The following is a 19,104-nucleotide window of genomic DNA, read 5'->3' as shown; positions in this document are numbered from 1 at the left end:
TGCTCCCGAATTCGCTCCCATCGTTCGTCGCTCAAACGCAGCATGAACCCAATTCTAGAAACTCATACGCGCGCAGACAACAATTTTGAGATAGGTTCTACCCATTCATGCTCACCTTTCCTTTTGAGCTTTGCAAAAAACTACAAATTCGATCCTCCTCGCGCAGCGTCATTCCGCAACAGCCGCATGGCGGCGGACAGCGAGAGCAGGAACAAGGCCCCCAGCACCGTCAACGCCACTCCCATGTGCTCGGTCAGGTAGGCGCCCGCTGCAGTCCCCGAGAGCAAAAGCGCAAGAACAGGCAAGTGGCAAGGGCAGGTCAGCGCAGCGAGGAACATCATGGCGTAACCGCCTCGCCGCCGGACGGCGCTTTTTTCGGAGTTCATTCGATTTTCCTCCACGAATCTCGGTCAAACCTTTCAGTCGCACTCGCCATGAGGATGTGCGAGCACTCGTTCGATGTCGGCGAAACTCTTGGCCATGCACAGAACATCGATACCCAGGCCGAGCTCCCGCTCGAGCCGGCTCGCCGAAAAAAGGCCCCGCACGATGCACCGGCCAGGCTCGGGTGGGCATTCGACCACCACCAAGTGGCGACATCCTGTGGCCTTGAAGGTGGCGACCACCTGGGCGATGCTCGCCCGGCGCACGGCCTCGTAGTCCAGTACTTCCCAGTCGGCCACGGGCGTCATGATGTTCCGGGCCAGGACATCGCGCCGGGAACAGCTCCGATCCTTGCATTCGATCGCCTGCAGGTATCGCAACGGCTTCTCCCCCTGGATATCGTCGGCGGTGATGAGCCCGATCAAGCGGGCATCGCGGCCGGTCACGAACAGCAGCCGCACGCCTGAATGGATCATGTGCTGCAGAGCCTGGTCGATGGAAATCCCGCCGTCCACGGTGATCGGGGTTACCTGCCGAAAGTCGGTCATGACGTTCAGGGCGAGCGCATCCGGTTTGAGCATCCCCGGCGCGAGGAAAGCCGGTCTCGCCAAAATGGGATCCCGTGTGATTTTCAACCTAGGAAGTGCGGTACCGATATTCACACTGTTACTCATAAGGTCACCCTCCTCGCATCTTTTTCCGTCTTAGGCCGTCACCTTCCTGGGAGGCGGCCCCCTCCCCCGCCGACCCTGCACGCGACGTGCAGCAACAATTCTCTGCCGGGGCACACGAAGTCATGTAACCGGCCCGCACAAGGCACCGTCGCAGACAGGCTTTCGCTCGCCACAGCATCGCTGAACAGGCGTTCATAGAAACCGCGTCTGCCGCCTTACAGGCTACGCCGAGGGGTTCGCCCATGAGCACCCGTAGGACGAAGGCTTGCGCTCGCTTCTCGGGCATTCCGGAGAGACAGCGGCCAACCACGTTCCAGAGCTCGCGAGCCTCCATCGCCTGCTCCGGCGTGCGCCCGTCGACGATAAAATCCCTCGTCGCTCCATGGGCAAGCTCCCCTTGTGCGCTTTCTTCATCGCTCTCCCAGTCCGGCGAGAAGTCAATCGCTACCCGCCGCGTGGCTTCCCGCTGCAAATCAATGATCTGGTGCTTGACAATACTGGCCAGCCACGAACGCAGCGACGAGCGCCCCTCGAACGACGCCAGATTCTCTAACGCGCAGACCAGGGCTTCCTGGACCGCCTCGCGCGCCATCTCGGGGTCGCGGGCTAGTGCCAACCCGAAGCGGTACAGGTAACCAAGATGGGGCTGCAGCGATGCGGGGTCTACCTGTCCCCCCAGCGGGCGACCGCCATTGACCGGCTGGGCGATGCGATGGTTGGGGGGCATGGTGTCTCCCGTCATACCGCTTTGACTCATGGTGCCATGCTTGCTCACAGGGCGCCCTCGTATCAAAGGCTAGACGCGGTACTCGGATACAGAGTCAAGCAGGGTTTTTCTCAAGACTTCGGCACCCCTGGCAAGCGAGCCTAACCCCGATGCCGATAGGGATAACACAAGGTGAGCCCGGCTACGCAGCGCAGCAGGAGAGCTGCTTCACGTCCTTGGTGAACGTTATCGCGGCGAGTTTCAGGCCCTCGACCATGGTGAGATATGGGTGGAACGTCTCGACGAGGTCCTGCACCCGCAAGCCGAAGCGGATGGCAAGGACGGCCTCCTGGGTCACTTCGCCAGCCTCGGCCGCCAGCACGTGAGCGCCAAGCAGCTTGCCGGTGTCCTCCTCGGCCACCAGCTTGATAAGCCCTTTCGTATTCCGAGCCGCGATAGCGCGGGGAACCTCGCTGAGCGACAGCACCGACGCGCGCACTTTTCTGCCTTCGGCCCGCGCCTGAGCTTCGGTCAGACCGACGCTGGCGATCTGGGGGTCGGTGAAGGTCACCCGCGGCAGCGGCACGAGATCGTAGATCCGGCCCGCATCGGTGAGAGCGTTCTCGGCGGCGAGGCTTCCGGCGTAAGCCGCCACATAAACGTACATGGGATCGCCGATGCAGTCGCCGGCGGCGAAAATATCCGGGTTATCGGTGCGCAAGTGCCGGTCGACGAGGATCTCGCCCCTTTCGCCGAGCTTCACCCCGGCACGCTCGAGGCCGAAGCCGGCCGTGGTCGGCCGACGGCCGGTGGCAACGAGCAACTGCTCGGATTCGATCGCGCGGATCTTGCCATCCACGACGGCCTCAAGCCGGTAGCCGGCCTCGCTCCGGCTCACACGCTCGATCGCCGCGCCGCAAAGCACCTGCATTTTTTCTTCCTCGAGGTAGCGGCACAGGGCCTTCCCGATTTCGGGCTCCTCCTGAGGTGCGATGCGGGGGCCGGCCTCGAGGAGCGTGACCTTGACGCCGAAGCGGTTGAAGAGCTGCGCGAGCTCGAGCCCGATCGCACCAGCACCGATCACCGCAAGGGTCGCGGGTAAGCGCTCCAGGCTCAGGGCGTCGGTGCTGTCGAGGTAGCTCGACTCGGCAAGACCCGGAATCGGCGGTGCCCAGGGCTTCGAGCCCGTGGCCACCAGGAGCTTGGCAGCGCTCAAGGGCTTGCCGTCCACGGCGACGCCGTGGCCGCCCGTGAGCTCGGCGTGGCCTTTCACGATGGTGATGCCGGGATAAGCGCTTGCTACGTCGACGTACTTGCCCTGCCGCAGGGCGGCGACCAGCTCGTCTTTCTGCCGGACGACGCGCTGCCAGTCCTGAGGTGGCGGACAAGCGCCCAGTCCCTCAAAGGCGGAATAGGCAGCGTGGTAGCAGTGCTCGGCCGCGCGGATGAGCGTCTTGGACGGCACGCACCCGATGTTGACACAGGTGCCGCCGAGGGTGCCGTGCTCGACGATGGCAACCTTGGCGCCCAGCTCGGCGCCCTTGATCGCCGCAGCGAAGGCCGCCGAGCCGCCGCCCACGATCACGAGGTCGTAGTCTGTCGCCTCGCTCTGCGGAACCTTGCGCCCGGCGTCCAGCTCGCGTCGCTCGCGCACGAGCGCCCGGTAACCTGCGCTTTCGACCGCACGGGCGATGGTCTCGTCGGCCAGCTCGCCTTTGACCAGCACTTCCGCCTTGCCAGCCTGCCAATTGGGCAGCCGGACTTCTTCGACCCCCTCCATTGCGGAAAGCGCTTTCCGCACATGGGCAGCGCAACCGTCGCAAGTCATACCCTCCACTTGCACAACGATCCATTGACGCTTTGACATCCTTCCCTCCTATCGTTCAGCACCCCACACTACAACCAACCACATCCCCGGGTGGACGGAAAAAAGTTAAGGGCCCTCATGCGCCCTGATCGGCCGGCGTGCTAGGACGGCCTTTGCGGGGGTTCGCGTCCGCACGCCGGCCCGATTTCTATGGCTGTGCTCGCTGAAGGTGTTCCAGCAGCCGGCAATCGGGAACTTCCTCGCCGGTGCAACGGTTAAGCTCTCGAGCAAGTGCGCGGCGTACCGCCAAGAGCTCTCTAAGCTTTGCATCGACGAGATTCAGGTGCTGCCTCGCAAGGTTCTCGACCTAAGCGCAGGTGTAACGAGGACCCTCCATGACCTAAAGCAGATCCTTGACCTCCGGGAGAGAGAAGCCCAGGGAACGACATCTCGCAATGAAGTTCAGGCGGGTAACGCTGCCGGCGCCGAAAACCCGGTAGTTCGCGCCCGTGCGACCCGCGGCCTTGATCAGCCCCAGACGCTCGGAATGCCGGATCGCCCTGGCCGTGACGCCGGTCTTGCGGGCAAGCTGTCCAACCGTCAGCGGTCTCGAGGACACGGCTCACGCTCCGATGCGGCTTTGATCCCCCAACGCTTTAGCTCGCCGGGAACCATCTCTGCACGCACGGCCGGGCTCACGAGGAATCCCTGGATTTCGTCGCAGCCATAACCGCGCAGCAGTTCGAGCTGTTGCTCGGTCTCCACGCCTTCGGCCGTGACCCTCATGTCAAGGCTATGACCGAGAAAGACAATCGCTTGGACGATCGCTTTGTCCGGCGTGTTGCGTGCAAGATTGCCGACAAACGAACTATCGATCTTGAGCTTGCTTACCGGACAGCACTGGAGCTGAGCGAGCGACGAATAGCCCGTGCCGAAATCGTCGATCGAGAGGTTCACGCCCATTGCCTTCAACGCCTTGAGGGATGCAATGGCGTGTTCCTCGCGCGCCATGGCGATGCTCTCGGTAATCTCGAGCTCAAGCCCCTCGGGCGCAAGGCCCGTCTCCCCCAGGATCCTGGCCACCGTCTCGTGCAGGTGCCCTTCCTGGAACTGCCAGGGCGAGACGTTGACCGCGACGGTCAATCCGCTCAGGCTGTTCCTTTGCCAAGCCTTGGCTTGCTCGCACGCGGTGCGCAATACCCAGACGCCGAGAGACACGATGAGCCCGGACTCCTCGGCGAGGGAGATGAACGTCGAAGGCAACCGGATCTCCCGCCCCGGCCGTTCCCATCGGAGAAGCGCCTCCACCCCGTTCACGACTCCTGAGCGCAGATCCACCGAGGGCTGATAATAAAGCCGCAGCTCGCCCTGTTGGAGCGCGAGTCGCAAGGCCGTCACATCGGGCATCATTTTACCGCGCGCTTCACCGGAGCCCCGTTCCGGCGTCTGTCCATGTCCTGCCGATTCCCGATGAGCGCCTCGACGACCGGGCACTTAAGGCCCGCTTCTTTTCGTTCGCAAGCTTCCATCATCACCTGCAGCGTGTGCTGCAGGGCCTGAAGGGCGGCAATGCGCGCGCCAATCTGGGTAAGCTTGTTCGCGGCGAGCCGCCGCGCGTCGTCGCAGCGTCCCGCGTCCAGCGCAAGCAGTTCCCTGATCTCGTCGAGACTGAACCCAAGCTGCTGGGCCCGCTTGATGAACCGCACCCGATCCGCCGTATCCTGCGGATAATGGCGGAAGCCGTAAGCAGGCTTCTGCGGCTGTTCGATCAGGCCGATTCTTTGGTAATAGCGGATCGTCTCGACGATCACGCCGGCCGCTTTGGCCAGCTTTCCGATGGTCAGGGCGCGGCTGGTCATGAGCTTCTCTCTACCAGGCCGGTGAGCGTGTCCGTTCCGCTCGCTCCCGGAACTACAGGAGCACACGTCAGGGCATTCTGCGCCTGCGCAAGGGGGACAAGATACTCGATGCTCTGCCGGTAGCCCGCCTCGATCAGCTCTGCCGTGTAGGAAAAGTCGAGCAGCCCGATATCCCAGGCCAGCCTGGGACGCACCACATGGATACGAACCAGAGAGCCCAACCGCTCGAGATCGACGTTGTACTTGCTGTCCATGGCGATGGAAAAACTCCGGGTCATTACTTCGAGCAGGCTAATGTAGCGTTTCAGGACCGGATCGCAGCAGACACATTCGATCATCAGCACGGTACGGGCGCCTAATTCGTAAGCCCTGTCCAGGGGGGCCTTGTTGGCCACACCGCCGTCTACATGCTGGTGGGCGCCGATGACGACAGGCGGAAACAGCCCCGGGAGACTCATGCTAGCCACGACGGGCTCGATGAGATCCCCACTGCCAGACCAGTAAACGGGCGCGCCGAGCTGCAGATCGGTGGTCACCACGGTCAATGGCATCTCGAGCTTTTCGAAGCGCTGGACAGGGAGGGCTTGCCGCAGGGTTCGACGCAGACGTTCCAGGCTGAACAGCCCGGGTTGGTCACGCAAGCCGAACAGCCACGGCAGGTTCCACGAGAGGGCATCCCTGCGCCGGAATTTGAGCCAAAGCTCCGCCAGCGCATCCGGGCTCATTCCTGCCGCGATGAACGCTCCATTCAAGGCACCGATCGAGCTTCCAATGACGAAATCGGGGCGCAACCCCAGCTCCCACAACGCCCAGTAGAAGCCGACCTGCAAGGCACCCCGACTGTTGCCGCCGCACAGGACCAGCGCTACCGGCGGCTCGATCCCAAGGGCAGGATCGACCGGCCTTGTTCCAGCCGAAGCCCTATCGCTAGAGATGGTAGACACCGACTGCTCCCGATTCGTGTAGCGCTGTCACAGAGGCCCGTAGTGCTCTAAGAGCTTGTGCTGGAACGCGAAAAACGCGTTCCCGATCGCTGCGGCTTCAGGCAACGAAAAAGCGGCGGACTCTCCCGGGACCGAGCAGTAGCGGCAGATGAAGGTAATCCCGGCACACAAGCTGTCGCAGCACGGGCCCGCGTGAGACGCGGATGGCTCCCACAGGATGCGGATTCCTCGGTCGAAATCATGGGGCAGGGCGCCGTTGGCCTCCAGATCGCAGGCTAGGCGGCACCGGCAAACTGTGCAGCGCGCTTCGATGCGAACCGGCCGCCGGACCAGCCGCGGGATGGCAAGCGCGTCGATGGCGCACATCGCGTAGACAGGGCTGCCCGAATACTGCACCCGGATGCCGGTCTTGCGCGCGCTGAAGGGATAGCAACCAATGCCGCTTTCGCCTATCACCAAGGCGTCCATCGCAGTCAGCTCGTCGAGAACCGCAAGGGGCGCTATGTCGGCTCGCGGCGGCATCCCATGGCGCACCCAATGCAAAATCACCTGGGCATACACGGCCTGCACTGCTGGCTGAGCCCGCTTGATCCGCTCCTCCAGGGGAAAATCGCGCCGGAGTCGGTCCAGCGATTCGAGGACCCGGGCCCTGCGCTGCGCTCGACCCACTTCCACCATTGAGTCAATCCCTGTCCGAAATCGGACGGTACCCCGCCGAGATCACTTTTTGCAGCACGCCAAGCTGCCCTATGCTGAGATATCGCCTCCCGGCCGCCATGGTTCCTTGGAATATTCTCTCTCGGCGTGCCTGTTCCGGCTCCGGGGAGTAGTTGATGAACTCGTGTCGGCAAACCTCGGCGAAAGCAGCCTGTAGCGTTTCGCTTTGCCCATCGGGCAGCGGTAGCCTCTTGCGTAATCTACGCACTAGCCTCGCCGCTATGACTTCGGCCTCTTCTTCGCTGAGCCGATCCACCTGCGCTCCACGATACCAGCCGATGCCGAAAACAAGATCTTTCAACGCCTGCTCCCGCTCAATTCCCTTTATCTCCTCCTCCATTGTCAGACCGTGGACTAGAAGAAGCGCTTTCAGCGTTTGAGCGCTGGGGGTTGCACTCTTCCACACCAAGCACAGCATCGTCCCAGAGCGGTGGAGCCAGGCCTGCGCGACGGAGGATTCCCGCTCCAGCGCTTCTAACAACGGTTTGGCGCGCGAACCGCAACCGAGTCCCGGAGCGGCCCGGCAGCCTAAGGAGACTCTGAGTACACTGGCGGACATGGACGAGTACGCCCCGAGACGGAACGAGCGCATGTTGTCCGATTTCTTCACGGCGTGACCTCCCCTATGGAAGAAACGCCAATGGGCCCGGGCCGATAAACATCAATTACTCGAACAAGCGCGTTGCCGGCGCTTCCTTTGAAAATCCCAGACGCTCCCGGCGACAATCGCCGCAAGCCCCCCGTAAACCAAAAAAGGGCCGACCCATAACCCCACGAGCGCGACGATTGCCCCGCTCAGCCCCAGGTAGAACGGAGCGGGGCTGCCGTGGGCCCGTGTCGAACGATAAAGGAGCCAGACGCTCAGTCCGAGGAGCGCTCCATAAAGCGGGATCAGAAACGCGTCGTTGATCAGGAAGCCCGCGCCGATAGCGGTGACCGCCGAGAGCGCCGCGCTCACGCCGAGGCAGCACGCGGCGGCGAACCCCGCTCCAAAAACGCTGCCGAATTGCTTGATTAGATCCGCTAGCATAGGGTCCTGTCCTGCTCTTCGTCATTGCGCCGCTCGCTCACCCTGCGCAACACGAGAGCTGTCTCACATCCTTGGTGAAGGTTTGAGCGCAGAGCTTCAGTCCTTCGACCATGGTGAGGTAAGGGAACAATTGGCCCGCCAAGGCCTGCACCGTCATGCGGTTTCCGATGGCAAGCGCGGCAGCCTGGATCAGTTCGCCCGCCTCCGCCGCGAGCGCCTGAACACCGATCAGACGGCCGGAGCTCCGCTCCGCGACCAGTTTGATGAATCCACGCGTATCGAAGTTCGCGAGCGCCCGCGGCACGTTATCCAAGGCAAGGATGCGGCTCTCCGCCTCGATGCCCAGTTTGGTCGCCTGGGCTTCAGTCAAGCCCACCGTCGCCACTTGCGGATCGGTGAACACCACTGCCGGCATCGCTGATAGATCGAGGGTTTCCGCGCCGCCCAGCATGTTGAGCGCCGCCCGAGTGCCAGCCGCGGCCGCCACGTATACGTAGCTCGGCAGGGTCGTGCAATCGCCAGCAGCATAGATGTGTTCAATGGACGTACGCATGTGCTCGTCCACAATGATGGCGCCGTTGGCATCGGTCTTGACGCCCGCCTTGTCCAAATCCAGCGCAGAGGTGTTTGGCTTACGGCCCGTCGCCACCAGCAAGCGGTCGCCGATCAGCTTTTCGCCGCCCACATCGACAGTGAACCGCTCGTTGTCGAAGCCCACATACCTGGGCGCGGTATGCGTGAGCACGCGCATGCCTTCACCTTCCAACGCCGCCTTGAGCCCCTCGCCGATCGCCGGATCTTCCTTCGACAACAGGGTCGAACGAGCGACGAGGGTCACCTTGGAGCCTAGGCGCAGAAAAGCTTGTCCCAACTCCACAGCGACCACTGAGCCGCCGTAAACGATCAGGTGCCTGGGCAACCGCTGCGCAGCCAGTGCCTCGGTCGACGTCCAGTAAGGGGTGCTCTCCAGGCCGGGCGTGGCGGGAACAGCCGGCGAAGCGCCCGTGGCGATCAATATCCGGTCCGTCCGCAGTTCCAATTCCCTGCCGTCGGGCCGCACCACAATCAGCGTGTGAGCATCTTTGAAACGCGCAAAACCCCTAACAAATGTTATTCCATGGTTGGCTTTAAGTATGCTCTCATACTTAGCGTGACGCAGCGCCTCGACCCTGGCTTGCTGCTGCGCGACTAACCTTGTGCGTTCCACCACGGCCGGCTGTCTCGCCAGACCATCAAATGGATGGTGTGCCTGGAGATGCGCCACATGCGCCGCCCGGATCAAGATCTTGGAGGGCACGCAACCCACGTTGACACACGTTCCCCCCAGCGTGCCGCGCTCGATTAGAGTCACTCGAGCACCCTCCCCGGCAGCGCGGATGGCCGCGGCGAAGGCCGCCCCGCCGCTTCCGATGATCGCAATGTGCAACTGGGCCGGCTTCTTGTGCTGACGACCGAAGAGGTCCTTGACGACCCCCAAGAGGGGCCCCTCGCGCACGCGCGGTTTCTCTTTTGCCTCGGCAGCTACGCGCTGATCCGGAAGCCACACTTTATAGCCTTTAGCTTCGATCGCCTCGACGAGCTCAGAGGCTACCACTTCACTTGTGGTTTGAATGTGAGCGATTCCGTCAGGGTACGAGACAACGGCCTTGATCACGCCAGCGACGCTGGCAAGTGTTTTCTCGATCCCCTGCGCGCAGTGGTCGCAGGTCATCCCCGAGATCCCAAGCCTATGAGTCACCGTCATCGCCTTGCTCCCTCTTTGATGAATGAGGGATAACCCGCCTCGGCGGTCGCTCGCATTAGCGCGTCAGGCGAGGTTTTGCTATCGTCGTAGGTGACTACGGCTTCCTTGGGCTCATAGGTCACCTTGGCCTTGAGTACGCCAGGAACTCTTTCCAGACTCTTCCTCACCGTGATCGGGCAAGCTGAGCACGTCATGCTCGGCACCTCGAGCACGACGGTTTGCGTAGCCGGGAAAGCCGGCGTGCTCATCAGCACGCCCAGGCCGAAGACGGCGGCAAACGTCAACCCACGCATACTCATCTCCTGGATCTCCTATACATAGGGTGAATCAGTAGAACAGGGGGGCAAGGTAGGGTGAAGCCCCGGCCAGCAAGACCAGCGCGGAGACGGCCCAAAACAAAGCCTTGTACAGGCGATCGACGCGCGGCGTCGCGCAGACAGCGCCGGAGGCGCACGCTTGCTCCGGCCGGGCGCGGTAGAGCTTGCGGTAGGCGAGAACCAGGGCGGTCACCGCGGCGACGAGAAACAAGGGTCGATAGGGCTCGAGCGCGGTCAGGTTCGCCATCCAGGCGCCCCCGAAGCCCAGGCTCACTAGGACCAGAGGTCCCAGGCAGCACAGCGATGCACCGACCGCGGCAAGCACCCCTCCCGCCAGCGCACCGCCTACGAGTTTTTCTTTGGCACTTTGGCGGCTGTTCAAAGCACGCTCCGCCTTGAGTGTTCCAGCTTCCAACGCATGGTCTTTGACTCGCGACATCGATCACCTCCAAGGTATGAATATCGTGGCGAATGCTAGAGAAGGTACCTAAGTACAATGTCAAGCGCCCGAGGGCATTTCGGCTTCCGAAGCGGTAATCGGCTCAAGCGTCCCGAGTGTGCTGGCCGATCGGCGCACACGGGGCGTGGGTCGTGGGATGCCCACGGCCTCTTTGCTGGGTCCAGGCGGCTTCCGAAGGACGATCAGTGCGGCATCCAGAACAGCCAACGCGCTGCGCACGCCTGCGATATACGCTCGGATCGTCGCGACACCGCGAGCCATTCGTCGTTCGTCGTCCTCGTCCAGCGCGTGAACAACTTCAGCCAACGCATCGAGAGGAATGCCAGCCGCTCTCCCCGCGCGGATCCATCGCAGGCGCTCCAGGTCGCTCGCGTCATAAATGCGATAACCAGAGAGCGTGCGGCCACATGCCCTTAGCAATCCACGCTCGGTATAGTTGTGCACGAGATGGATGCTGACCTTGGCGTTCCGAGCCAGTTTCGAGATCGTGTATGTCTTCATTGCCTCTTTCTCTTGCCTCATCCCGCGCAGCAGGAGAGTTTCTTGACGTCCTTGGTAAACGTCTGGGCGCAGAGCTTGAAGCCTTCCACCATGGTCAAGTAGGGGAAAAGCTGATCGGCCAGCTCGGCCACGGTCATCCGGGCACGCAGCGCGAGAGCGGCCGCCTGGATGATCTCCCCCGCCTCGGGGGCAAGCACATGGGCGCCGAGCAGTCGCCCGCTTCCCCGCTCCGCGACCAGCTTGACGAAGCCCCGGGTATCGAAGTTGGCGAGCGCCCGGGGAACGTCTTCCAGGCGCAAGGTCCGGCTTTCCGCCTCGAAATCCCTCGTCCGGGCCTCCTCCGCGGTCAACCCCACCGCCGCCACTTGGGGCGAAGTGAAAACCACTGCGGGCATGGTGGAGAGGTCCAGGCGCGCATCCCCGCCCAGCATGTTAATGGCGGCCCGGGTGCCGGCCGCCGCCGCCACGTACACGAATTGGGGAAAGCCCGTGCAGTCGCCCGCGGCGTAGATATGGGGCACCGAAGTACGCAGGCCCTGGTCGACTAGGACGGCGCCCGCCCGGTCGGTCTCGACCCCGATTTCCGCAAGTCCGAGCCCCAGGGTGTTGGCCCGCCGGCCGGTGGCCACCAGCAGCCGGTCGCCGGTGATCTGCTCAGCCCCAGCATCGAGAGTAAAGCGCCCGCCCGCGTACGCGACCCGCTTAACTTCGGTCCGGGTGAGGATTCGCGCGCCTTCTTCCTCCAGCACGTGCTGAAGCCCTGCTCCCAAGTCGGGATCCATTCTGGGCAACAGGGAGAGAAGCTCGACGATGGTCACCCGGGCGCCCAGATGCAAGAACGCCTGGCCGATCTCCAGCCCGACGGCGGAGCCCCCCAGCACGATCAGGTGTTCGGGAACTTCCTCCGCCACCAGGGCCTCGGTAGAAGTCCAGTAAGGTGTACCGGCCAGGCTGGGGATCGGCGGGATAGCGGGGGAAGCGCCGGTGGCGATGAGAAAGCGATCAGCGGCGACGGTCTCCTCCCGGCCGTCGCGGCGGGTGACGGCGAGGGAGTGGGAGTCGCGAAACCGCGCCGATCCCTCTAGCAGCCGGATGTTAGGGTTTTCCTCCAGGACGCGGCGGTACTTGGCGTGGCGCAACCGATCCACCAGCGCCTGCTGCTGGGCCACCATCGCGTCCCGGCGAATGACCGGCCGGCGCCGCTCCAGGCCGTCGAACGGGTGAGCCGCCTGCAAGCGGGCGATCTCCGCGCCGCGGATGAGCACCTTGGAAGGCACGCAACCCACGTTGACGCAGGTGCCGCCCAAGGTTCCGCGCTCGATCATGGTAACCCGCGCCCCTTCCTCGGCGGCGCGGATGGCGCAGGCGAACGCCGCCGAGCCGCTGCCGATAATCGCGATGTGCAGAGAAGTCACGATGCCCCCTTCTTCCCAAACGGTTCGGACGGGGATAGCCTGCATTGCGTACCATAGTCCGCAGTCAAGGAGCGATCATGGCGAAGATGAAAGGACCGGGACCGGCGGACACGTTGACCGTCGGGCAGGTGGCCCGCGCCGCCGGAGTCAACGTGGAGACGATCCGCTTCTACCAGCGGCGCAAGCTCATGGATAAACCGGAAAAGCCCTTCGGGGGCGTGCGCCGCTACCCCCGGACGGCCGTGGACCGGGTGCGCTTCATCAAGCGGGCGCAGCAGCTCGGTTTCACCCTGGAGGAAGTCCGCAACCTCCTCGCCCTCGAGGACGGGCGAAGTTGTGCCGAGGCGCAGCGGCTGGCCACGGCCAAGCTCGCGGCGGTGGAGAGCCGCATCGCGGACCTCCAGCGCATGCGCCGGGTGCTCAAGGCCCTAATCGGCGAGTGCCACGCGCGCCGCGGTAAGCTCGCCTGCCCCATCATCGCCACCCTGTCGGAAGGGTGAAGCAGGGTGGAAAATGAGCGTGCCGGGCGACGGATTTGACCGCCGCCTCGTCATCGATCACACGACGAACACCGTCGAGCCGGTGGTCTTGCGCGCTTGCAGGTCCCGGTGGGCCTGGGCGGCCTCCTTGAGGGGATAGGTCTGGTTGATCTCGATGCGGATCTTGCCGTCCAGCACCATCTGGAACAGGGCGTTGGCCGACATCACCAGGTCTTCCCGTTTGGCGGTGTAGTGCATCAGCGTGGGGCGCGTGAGATAGAGCGACCCCTTGGCGGAAAGCACTCCCACGTCAAGGGGCGGCACGGGGCCGGAAGACTGGCCGAAGGAGACCAACATGCCGAACATCCGCAGGCAATCCAGGGACTTCATGAAGGTATCCTTGCCCACCGAGTCGTAGACCACGTCGCACTTGCGCCCGCCGGTGATGTCCAGCACCCGGGCGACGAAGTTCTCCCGGGTGTAGACGATGGGATACTTGCAGCCGTGGGCCTCGGCGAGCTTCGCCTTCTCGTCGCTGCCCACGGTGCCGATCACGGTCGCTCCCAGCGCCCGGGCCCACTGGCACAGAATCAGCCCCACGCCGCCCGCCGCCGCATGTACCAGGACGGTGTGCTCCGACCCGACCCGGAAAGTGCGGCGCACCAGGTATTCAGCCGTCATGCCCTTGAGCATCATGGAGGCGGCCTGCAGGTCGCTGATCCCTTCGGGCACCTTGACTAAACGGTCCGCGGGCATGAGCCGCGCTTCCGCATACGCTCCCATGGGGGGCGAGGCGTACGCCACCCGGTCGCCGGGCTTGAGCTCGGTCACGCCCTCGCCCACTTCCTCCACCACGCCGCACGCTTCCAGCCCGGGCGTGGCAGGAAGGGAGACCGGGTACAACCCGCTGCGGTGGTAGACATCGATGAAATTGAGCCCCACGGCGGTGTGCCGCAGGCGCACTTCGCACCGGCCGGGAGAGCCCACCTGGATTTCCTCCCAGCGCAGCACCTCCGGTTCCCCGGTCTCGTAGAAGCGTATCGCGTGCGGCATTCAGGCCTCCTTTTCAAAGAGATGGGTCGCGGCCGCCGGCCTCGCGGCGTGGGGGTGTACCCATTGTCGAACGGCGGGAGTATGCTAGCGAAAAGCCGTTCGGAACCTCAACCGCGGGCGGGTCGCCCCGGGATCCCGGCGTCCGCCCGCACCTTTGGCCGAAAGGAGGCGATCGATGTTCGTGAGCGGAGGATACGCCATGGAAGAGGAGGAAATCGAAGCAATCAAGCGCAAAATCAAGGAACTGGAGCTGGAGCACCGAGATCTGGACGACATCATCAAGCGCTTGTCCGAGGACGTCTACCAGGACGAGCTGCAGTTGCGGCGCCTCAAGAAACGAAAACTTTACCTTAAAGACCACATTGCCCTGCTGGAACGCCGGCTCACCCCGGATATCCCGGCCTAGCAACAAGGCCTACCGAATTCCATGAAAAGCGCGCTTCCGCCTTCGCGAGCGCGCTTTTTCATTACCGCCGGGCGGCTTGAGTCCGCCGCGAGCGCTGTCCGTGGGTAAACCGCCCTCCTTCCCAGCCATGCCTCCCGATTCCAACGAGTACCAGCTCATCGACGGCCTGCGGCGCCAACTGGAGTTTCTCACCACCCAGGCCCGGGACAACGAGCAGGTCCTGCGCCGCTTCCAGCAATGCGAACTGGCCTTGATCGGCGCGGTGGGCTTTGCCGCCTTGTTCGAGGCCCTCTTTCACCGTACCCGCCGCCTGCTACGTCTGGCATGGGTCAGCCTGGTGCTGCTGGATGGGGATTTCGAGCTGAGGCGTACCCTGGAAACCCTGGAAGTCGATCCGGCGGAGTTTCCCGACCTGGTCTTCGCGGATGACCTGGGTGGCCTGGAACGGCTCCTCGGACCGCGCCGTTCTCCCTGGCTCGGGCCCTTCGATCCCGCCCTCCACGGCGGGCTGTTCTCGGGGGGATCGCCGCGCAGTTGCGCGGTGCTGCCCCTGCTGCGCCGGGAGCGGCTGATGGGCGTGCTCACCCTGGGCGCCAGGGAACCCCAGCGCTACGCCCCGGGCCTGGGCACCGACTTCCTGATGCACCTGGCGGCGGTGGCGGCCGTGTGTCTGGAGAACGCTACCTACAGCGAACGGCTGAAGCACCTGGGCATCACCGACGCCTTAACCGGCGTCCACAACCGGCGCTACTTCGAGGAGCGGTTGGGGGAAGAAGTCGCCCGGGCGGCCCGCAAAGGAGAGCCCCTCGCCTGCCTGCTCTTGGACATCGATCGCTTCAAGCACGTCAACGACGTCTACGGGCACCAGGAGGGGGACCGGGTCCTGCGGGAGGCGGCCTCCCGCATCAAGCGGGAGCTGCGCTTGACCGATGCGCTGGCCCGCTACGGGGGCGAGGAGTTCGCCGTGCTGCTCGGCGGCACGGACGAGGATCTCGCCCGCCATATCGCCGAACGGGTGCGCCGCGCCATCGGCGGGACGCCGTTCCGGCTGATGCACGGGGAGGAAATCCGCATCACCCTCTCGGCGGGCGTGGCGGTGCTGCGCCCGGGCCCGGGTTCCTCCGAGGCCGCCGCCCGGGACCTGGTCCAACGGGCGGACCGGGCCCTCTATCACGCCAAGCAGGGCGGGCGGGACCGGGTCTGCAGCGCCGATCAGGCCGCCGGCTGAGGAACGGCCCGAGGAACCGGCCCGATCACGGGTCCAGGAAGGGACCGGATCCGCTCACAGGATCAGGGCGGCGAACAGCCATAAAACCACCGCCCCGGCCGCCACCATGCGCAAGGCGTAAGCCGCGTTCCAGGCGAGGAGCTTGCGCCCCTGCACGCCGAAGCGCCCCTGGAGGGCCAGGGCCAGTCCCGAGAAGGGGTTGCAGGGGGTGGCAATGCCCCATGCCATGAGAATGGTCAGGGCCAGGAGATCCTGGTGGGGGGCGACCGGCGCGAGCCAGGCGCTGGCGGTGGCCACCGATATGACCGGGTGGATCCCCACCAGGGACAAGGCCACGATCAGCCCCAGGACCAGGGAAGCTTCCAGGGGCCCGAACCCGTGGAACGGCAGCCCCGGCCCCAGCAGCTTGAGCACGGCGCCCAGCCCGGAGGCGAACACCGCCGCCGAGAGGAACAGATGGACTTCCCCCGCCATGCCCGAAAGCCGGGTAGTCACGTGGCGAGAGAGACGCCGGGCCGCAGCGCCCGGGCCGCTGCGCAGGAGAAGCAGCGCCACGGCCGCGAGGGGCGCCAGCAGGGTGACGCCCGACAGGACCGACCAGCCGGGAATGAGGGCGTGGAGGGCGATCACGCCCGCCGCCAGCGAGAGGGGCAGCGCCAGGGAGTCCAGGTGCATGGGATAGCCCCGGAAGCCTTCGCCCCGGGCGGGATCCCCGGAGGTGAGGTCTAGCCAGGTGAAGAAGAGCCCCAGGGCGGCGAAGGGCACGCCCACCCCCATCAGCTTCGCAAAATTCGCTCCAGGGGCAAAGGAAAGGGCCGTGGCCATGGCCGCCCAGAAAGGGGACCAGAAAGCCGCCGCACCGAAGGAGCGGGAGAGGGCGATCACCTGGCTGCGCCCCAGCCGGGCGCCCAGGGCGATCCGCTCGCCCACGATCAGCACGGTGGACAGGTTGATGACGCCGCCGAAGAGGTGCACCCCCAGCAGGGTCCGCCCCAGGGCCCGGCGACCGTGGGGGAGCGCTTCCTCCGTGGGCCGGGCGAGGGTGACGAGCTGGAGGAAGGAGACGGCGATCAGCATCGCCACCAGGGCGTTGTTTTGGGTCAGGGCCTGGCGCACCAGCGCCTCTTCCCCCAGCGGCGCGCCGGCCATGATGCCCGCCGCGCCCAGGAGCAGCATGGCCAGCACCGGGATGCGCTGCTTGGCGCTCAGGCGGCGCCAGAGCAGCAAAGCGGCCGTCCAGCCGAGCACGCCCGCCGCCTCCAGGGGAACGGCGGGCCGGATCTGGTGGGCCATGACCAGGACCACGAAGGCGACCAGGGTCCAGCCGCCGAGCCGCTCGGAGCGCGTGGGAGCGTCGAGCAAAGCCGGCCCTCAGGGGCGCCCCGCCCCGGCCGGGCGGGCAAGCCTCGTAGTCGCGATCGAATCCATGGGGAAGCGGAAGCGCCGGGCACGCCCCGGTCAGCCCTGCATGGTACAGAAAGGCGCGGGACGAAGAAAGAAACCGCCGCGCCGGCGGCGGCGAGATTCAGCCCTCTCTTTCGTGGCCCGCGCCGTTGGGACGGCCGGCGGACCGGGGGGGCGCTCCCTCTTCGGCGATGCGCCGGCGCACCGCCTCCAGGATCTCGGCCCGACGTTGCTGGTCCAGCCCGGCGAGGCGGTCGCCGTGGCGCTCCAGGGCCTCCTCCAGCATGCCCGCCGCCCTGCCGATAAATTCGATCTGCCGGCCGTAGCGACGGCACATCTCGCAGGCGAGGAGGTGCAGGCGCAGGGCCAAGCGCTCCCGCCAGGCGAGGCGCACGTCCCGGGCCCGGGAGATCAACTGGGAGGCTTCGCGGCAGGTGATCATGGATCTCGGTTTCTCTGGGCGGATTCGAACCACCGCTTTTCGAGGCATCGGCGCAGCCGATGGCGGGCCCGGTGCAACAACACCCATAAATTAGACGCCGTGATCCCCAGGTCCTTACAGATCGCCTCCGCCTCGATCCCGTGGACCTCTCGCAGGACGAAGGCCGAGCGCTGGAGCTCGGCCAGATCGTCCAGGCACGCCTGGACCGCCTCCCAGAACCGGGCCCGCTCCAGGCTCGCCTCCGGGTCGCCCCAGGTCCCGGGCGGGACGGCGTGGTGCCCGTCCTCGCGCCAGGACTCCTCGTCCTCCGCCCCGATGGCGTCCGGGTCGAAGGGCCCGGCCGCCAGCGCCTCCCGGACGCTCGCGCGGAAGTGGTCGGCGATCTTGTTCTTGAGGATGGCGGTGAGCCAGGTCTTCTCCGACGCCCGCCCCTGGTAGCCGTGGCGCCCCTTCCAGGCGGCGAGCAGGGTCTCCTGGACCAGGTCCTTCGCCTGCTCTTCATTTTTTACCATGACGAGGGCATAATGGAGGAGCGCGTCTCCGTGCCGGGTCAGCCACCCCGCCACGTCGAGGGGGCTCTCGCCAGGAGTGTCTTCGTCGGGTGGAGCTTGGGCCATGGAGGGCTCGGTGCTGGAAGGGGTTCCAGTATTTCCCAGCCCCCGCCCCAGGTCAATCGGGCCGGCCGTCCACGAGACGCGCGCCCGCCCGCTCAGGTGGGTTTCCATCCTAACTGCATAACATCGACGAAAGGAGAAGCCACATGAAAACCTTTGCTTCAGCGAGAGGCCTCGTCTTGGCCAGAGGCCTCGTCCTGGCCGCCGGCCTCGCCTTCTGCGCTGCCGCTTCCGCCGCCGAGGATAAGCCCTTGACGCCCCAGCAGCAGCGCATGGCGGATTGCTCCAAGGAAGCGAAAGCCAAGGGGCTCTCTGGGGATGCGCGCAAGGACTTCATGCGGGAGTGCCTAAAGGGCGGCAAGCCCGCCGCGTCCAAGGGCGCTTCCGGCTGATCCCCACTCCTCTGACCGCCGCCCAGGAAGGAGGGCCGCCCCGCCGGCGGCCTTCCATCGCCGGCGTTCAATAGCGCATGTACACCTGCGCTTCGCCCTTGTCGTCGAAGGTGTAGACGTTGTAGGGCTGCGGGTCAGGTCCCTCCATGCCCGGCGATCCCACCGGCATCCCCGGCACGGCCAGGCCCTTCACCGGCGGCCGTTCCTGCAGCAGTCGCTTGACCGCCTCCGCCGGCACGTGGCCCTCCAGCACGTAGCCGTCCACGACGGCGGTATGGCAAGACGCGAGGCGGGGGCGCACCCCGTAGCGGGCCTTGATCTCGGTAAGATCCACCACATCCCGGGAAGTCACCTGGAAGCCGTTTTCCCGCAGGTGCTCGACCCACTTTCCGCAGCAGCCGCAGTGGGGATTTTTGTAAACGGTGACCTCGCCCGCGGCTTGCGCGCCCGACGAAATCACCAGCGCGGTGGCGAGCAGGCTCCTGCGCAAGGTGCGGATCATGGCGTTTCTGCTCCCCGTGAATTGCC

23 protein-coding genes and 2 pseudogenes are annotated in these 19,104 nt (G+C 65.1%); 4 read left to right on the top strand and 21 right to left on the bottom strand.

Annotated elements, in window-relative coordinates:
• Nucleotides 1–140: 140 nt before the first annotated feature.
• The 16 genes and pseudogenes from merE to merA (ACTFO6_RS16510) all read right to left on the bottom strand — a co-directional run.
• Complete coding sequence (gene merE / locus ACTFO6_RS16585) at nt 141–386, bottom strand: broad-spectrum mercury transporter MerE (RefSeq protein ID WP_439935553.1); 246 nt, start codon at nt 384–386, stop codon at nt 141–143.
• A 33-nt stretch (nt 387–419) separates the two neighbouring features.
• Nucleotides 420–995 (bottom strand): CBS domain-containing protein, encoded by a 576-nt coding sequence (locus ACTFO6_RS16580; RefSeq protein WP_439935552.1) that lies wholly within the window; start codon nt 993–995, stop codon nt 420–422.
• Nucleotides 996–1,062: 67 nt separating this feature from the next.
• A complete protein-coding gene (locus ACTFO6_RS16575) occupies nt 1,063–1,833 on the bottom strand; it encodes a sigma-70 family RNA polymerase sigma factor (protein ID WP_439935551.1) in 771 nt (256 codons plus the stop codon).
• 133 nt (nt 1,834–1,966) lie between these two features.
• On the bottom strand, nt 1,967–3,631 hold the full coding sequence (gene merA / locus ACTFO6_RS16570; protein ID WP_439935550.1) for a mercury(II) reductase: 1,665 nt from the start codon (nt 3,629–3,631) through the stop codon (nt 1,967–1,969).
• Between the two features lie 340 nt (nt 3,632–3,971).
• Nucleotides 3,972–4,190: a MerR family transcriptional regulator gene (locus ACTFO6_RS16565; RefSeq protein WP_439935549.1), complete on the bottom strand. Its 219-nt coding sequence runs from the start codon at nt 4,188–4,190 to the stop codon at nt 3,972–3,974.
• Nucleotides 4,172–4,981, bottom strand: a complete 810-nt coding sequence (locus ACTFO6_RS16560) for a putative bifunctional diguanylate cyclase/phosphodiesterase (RefSeq protein WP_439935548.1) — start codon at nt 4,979–4,981, stop codon at nt 4,172–4,174. Before ACTFO6_RS16560 ends, ACTFO6_RS16565 begins: the two co-directional genes overlap by 19 nt.
• Nucleotides 4,978–5,430 carry a MerR family transcriptional regulator gene (locus tag ACTFO6_RS16555; protein WP_439935547.1) on the bottom strand — a complete coding sequence of 151 codons (453 nt, stop codon included), beginning with the start codon at nt 5,428–5,430 and terminating at the stop codon, nt 4,978–4,980. Before ACTFO6_RS16555 ends, ACTFO6_RS16560 begins: the two co-directional genes overlap by 4 nt.
• On the bottom strand, nt 5,427–6,374 hold the full coding sequence (locus ACTFO6_RS16550) for a patatin-like phospholipase family protein (protein ID WP_439935546.1): 948 nt from the start codon (nt 6,372–6,374) through the stop codon (nt 5,427–5,429). The genes ACTFO6_RS16555 and ACTFO6_RS16550 overlap by 4 nt, the downstream gene beginning before the upstream one ends.
• A 27-nt stretch (nt 6,375–6,401) precedes the next feature.
• Nucleotides 6,402–6,935 carry an organomercurial lyase gene (merB, locus tag ACTFO6_RS16545; protein ID WP_439935545.1) on the bottom strand — a complete coding sequence of 178 codons (534 nt, stop codon included), beginning with the start codon at nt 6,933–6,935 and terminating at the stop codon, nt 6,402–6,404.
• A gap of 121 nt (nt 6,936–7,056) precedes the next feature.
• The gene (locus ACTFO6_RS16540; protein ID WP_439935544.1) at nt 7,057–7,701 is read right to left on the bottom strand and encodes a hypothetical protein; all 645 of its coding nucleotides are present in this window, start codon (nt 7,699–7,701) and stop codon (nt 7,057–7,059) included.
• 51 nt (nt 7,702–7,752) lie between these two features.
• Nucleotides 7,753–8,121 carry a MerC family mercury resistance protein gene (locus ACTFO6_RS16535; protein WP_439935543.1) on the bottom strand — a complete coding sequence of 123 codons (369 nt, stop codon included), beginning with the start codon at nt 8,119–8,121 and terminating at the stop codon, nt 7,753–7,755.
• Between the two features lie 37 nt (nt 8,122–8,158).
• Nucleotides 8,159–9,865 (bottom strand): mercury(II) reductase, encoded by a 1,707-nt coding sequence (gene merA, locus ACTFO6_RS16530; protein ID WP_439935542.1) that lies wholly within the window; start codon nt 9,863–9,865, stop codon nt 8,159–8,161.
• The gene (gene merP / locus ACTFO6_RS16525) at nt 9,862–10,158 is read right to left on the bottom strand and encodes a mercury resistance system periplasmic binding protein MerP (protein ID WP_439935541.1); all 297 of its coding nucleotides are present in this window, start codon (nt 10,156–10,158) and stop codon (nt 9,862–9,864) included. Before merP ends, merA (ACTFO6_RS16530) begins: the two co-directional genes overlap by 4 nt.
• 34 nt (nt 10,159–10,192) lie before the next feature.
• Nucleotides 10,193–10,621, bottom strand: coding sequence for a mercuric ion transporter MerT (locus tag ACTFO6_RS16520; protein ID WP_439935540.1), 429 nt, complete (start codon nt 10,619–10,621; stop codon nt 10,193–10,195).
• Between the two features lie 60 nt (nt 10,622–10,681).
• A complete protein-coding gene (locus ACTFO6_RS16515) occupies nt 10,682–11,143 on the bottom strand; it encodes a MerR family transcriptional regulator (RefSeq protein WP_439935539.1) in 462 nt (153 codons plus the stop codon).
• Nucleotides 11,144–11,160: 17 nt separating this feature from the next.
• A pseudogene (gene merA / locus ACTFO6_RS16510) lies at nt 11,161–12,549 on the bottom strand (mercury(II) reductase); the annotation flags it as partial.
• Between the two features lie 86 nt (nt 12,550–12,635).
• On the opposite strand from merA (ACTFO6_RS16510), the gene merR reads away from it, so the two are divergent.
• The gene (merR, locus tag ACTFO6_RS16505; protein ID WP_439935538.1) at nt 12,636–13,058 is read left to right on the top strand and encodes an Hg(II)-responsive transcriptional regulator; all 423 of its coding nucleotides are present in this window, start codon (nt 12,636–12,638) and stop codon (nt 13,056–13,058) included.
• A gap of 57 nt (nt 13,059–13,115) precedes the next feature.
• Here the strand turns inward: merR and ACTFO6_RS16500 are convergent, their stop codons facing one another.
• Nucleotides 13,116–14,090 (bottom strand): quinone oxidoreductase family protein, encoded by a 975-nt coding sequence (locus ACTFO6_RS16500; protein ID WP_439935537.1) that lies wholly within the window; start codon nt 14,088–14,090, stop codon nt 13,116–13,118.
• A gap of 175 nt (nt 14,091–14,265) precedes the next feature.
• On the opposite strand from ACTFO6_RS16500, the gene ACTFO6_RS16495 reads away from it, so the two are divergent.
• Nucleotides 14,266–14,496 carry a YdcH family protein gene (locus ACTFO6_RS16495; RefSeq protein WP_439935536.1) on the top strand — a complete coding sequence of 77 codons (231 nt, stop codon included), beginning with the start codon at nt 14,266–14,268 and terminating at the stop codon, nt 14,494–14,496.
• Nucleotides 14,497–14,596: 100 nt separating this feature from the next.
• Complete coding sequence (locus ACTFO6_RS16490) at nt 14,597–15,724, top strand: DUF484 family protein (RefSeq protein ID WP_439935535.1); 1,128 nt, start codon at nt 14,597–14,599, stop codon at nt 15,722–15,724.
• A gap of 54 nt (nt 15,725–15,778) precedes the next feature.
• Here ACTFO6_RS16490 and ACTFO6_RS16485 read toward each other — a convergent pair whose 3' ends face one another.
• The 3 genes and pseudogenes from ACTFO6_RS16485 to ACTFO6_RS16475 form a co-directional block, all read right to left on the bottom strand.
• On the bottom strand, nt 15,779–17,086 hold the full coding sequence (locus ACTFO6_RS16485; RefSeq protein WP_439935534.1) for a hypothetical protein: 1,308 nt from the start codon (nt 17,084–17,086) through the stop codon (nt 15,779–15,781).
• 337 nt (nt 17,087–17,423) lie between these two features.
• A pseudogene (locus tag ACTFO6_RS16480) lies at nt 17,424–17,570 on the bottom strand (zf-HC2 domain-containing protein); the annotation flags it as partial.
• Nucleotides 17,567–18,187: a sigma-70 family RNA polymerase sigma factor gene (locus tag ACTFO6_RS16475; RefSeq protein WP_439935533.1), complete on the bottom strand. Its 621-nt coding sequence runs from the start codon at nt 18,185–18,187 to the stop codon at nt 17,567–17,569. The pseudogene ACTFO6_RS16480 and the gene ACTFO6_RS16475, both read right to left, overlap by 4 nt.
• Nucleotides 18,188–18,330: 143 nt before the next feature.
• Here ACTFO6_RS16475 and ACTFO6_RS16470 point away from each other — a divergent pair, with 143 nt between their 5' ends.
• Nucleotides 18,331–18,576 carry a PsiF family protein gene (locus ACTFO6_RS16470; protein WP_439935532.1) on the top strand — a complete coding sequence of 82 codons (246 nt, stop codon included), beginning with the start codon at nt 18,331–18,333 and terminating at the stop codon, nt 18,574–18,576.
• Between the two features lie 67 nt (nt 18,577–18,643).
• Here the strand turns inward: ACTFO6_RS16470 and ACTFO6_RS16465 are convergent, their stop codons facing one another.
• Nucleotides 18,644–19,078, bottom strand: coding sequence for a DUF411 domain-containing protein (locus ACTFO6_RS16465; protein ID WP_439935531.1), 435 nt, complete (start codon nt 19,076–19,078; stop codon nt 18,644–18,646).
• Nucleotides 19,079–19,104: the final 26 nt, after the last annotated feature.

It is taken from the genome of Pelomicrobium sp. G1, from assembly GCF_051905455.1.
Lineage (GTDB): Bacteria > Pseudomonadota > Gammaproteobacteria > Burkholderiales > UBA6910 > Pelomicrobium.
The sequence above is the reverse complement of the archived record's forward strand: the minus strand, read 5'-3'. Positions and strand labels throughout refer to the sequence as shown.

What these genes read in the sequence shown, in the direction of transcription:
- ACTFO6_RS16470 (WP_439935532.1), top strand. Translation starts at nt 18,331, where the DNA reads ATGAAAACCTTTGCTTCAGCGAGAGGCCTCGTCTTGGCCAGAGGCCTC.
- ACTFO6_RS16500 (WP_439935537.1), bottom strand. Translation starts at nt 14,090, where the DNA reads ATGCCGCACGCGATACGCTTCTACGAGACCGGGGAACCGGAGGTGCTG.
- merE (WP_439935553.1), bottom strand. Translation starts at nt 386, where the DNA reads ATGAACTCCGAAAAAAGCGCCGTCCGGCGGCGAGGCGGTTACGCCATG.
- ACTFO6_RS16495 (WP_439935536.1), top strand. Translation starts at nt 14,266, where the DNA reads ATGTTCGTGAGCGGAGGATACGCCATGGAAGAGGAGGAAATCGAAGCA.
- merA (WP_439935550.1), bottom strand. Translation starts at nt 3,631, where the DNA reads ATGTCAAAGCGTCAATGGATCGTTGTGCAAGTGGAGGGTATGACTTGC.
- ACTFO6_RS16535 (WP_439935543.1), bottom strand. Translation starts at nt 8,121, where the DNA reads ATGCTAGCGGATCTAATCAAGCAATTCGGCAGCGTTTTTGGAGCGGGG.
- merA (WP_439935542.1), bottom strand. Translation starts at nt 9,865, where the DNA reads ATGACGGTGACTCATAGGCTTGGGATCTCGGGGATGACCTGCGACCAC.
- merR (WP_439935538.1), top strand. Translation starts at nt 12,636, where the DNA reads ATGGCGAAGATGAAAGGACCGGGACCGGCGGACACGTTGACCGTCGGG.
- merP (WP_439935541.1), bottom strand. Translation starts at nt 10,158, where the DNA reads ATGCGTGGGTTGACGTTTGCCGCCGTCTTCGGCCTGGGCGTGCTGATG.
- ACTFO6_RS16515 (WP_439935539.1), bottom strand. Translation starts at nt 11,143, where the DNA reads ATGAAGACATACACGATCTCGAAACTGGCTCGGAACGCCAAGGTCAGC.
- ACTFO6_RS16520 (WP_439935540.1), bottom strand. Translation starts at nt 10,621, where the DNA reads ATGTCGCGAGTCAAAGACCATGCGTTGGAAGCTGGAACACTCAAGGCG.
- ACTFO6_RS16465 (WP_439935531.1), bottom strand. Translation starts at nt 19,078, where the DNA reads ATGATCCGCACCTTGCGCAGGAGCCTGCTCGCCACCGCGCTGGTGATT.
- ACTFO6_RS16475 (WP_439935533.1), bottom strand. Translation starts at nt 18,187, where the DNA reads ATGGCCCAAGCTCCACCCGACGAAGACACTCCTGGCGAGAGCCCCCTC.
- ACTFO6_RS16555 (WP_439935547.1), bottom strand. Translation starts at nt 5,430, where the DNA reads ATGACCAGCCGCGCCCTGACCATCGGAAAGCTGGCCAAAGCGGCCGGC.
- ACTFO6_RS16560 (WP_439935548.1), bottom strand. Translation starts at nt 4,981, where the DNA reads ATGATGCCCGATGTGACGGCCTTGCGACTCGCGCTCCAACAGGGCGAG.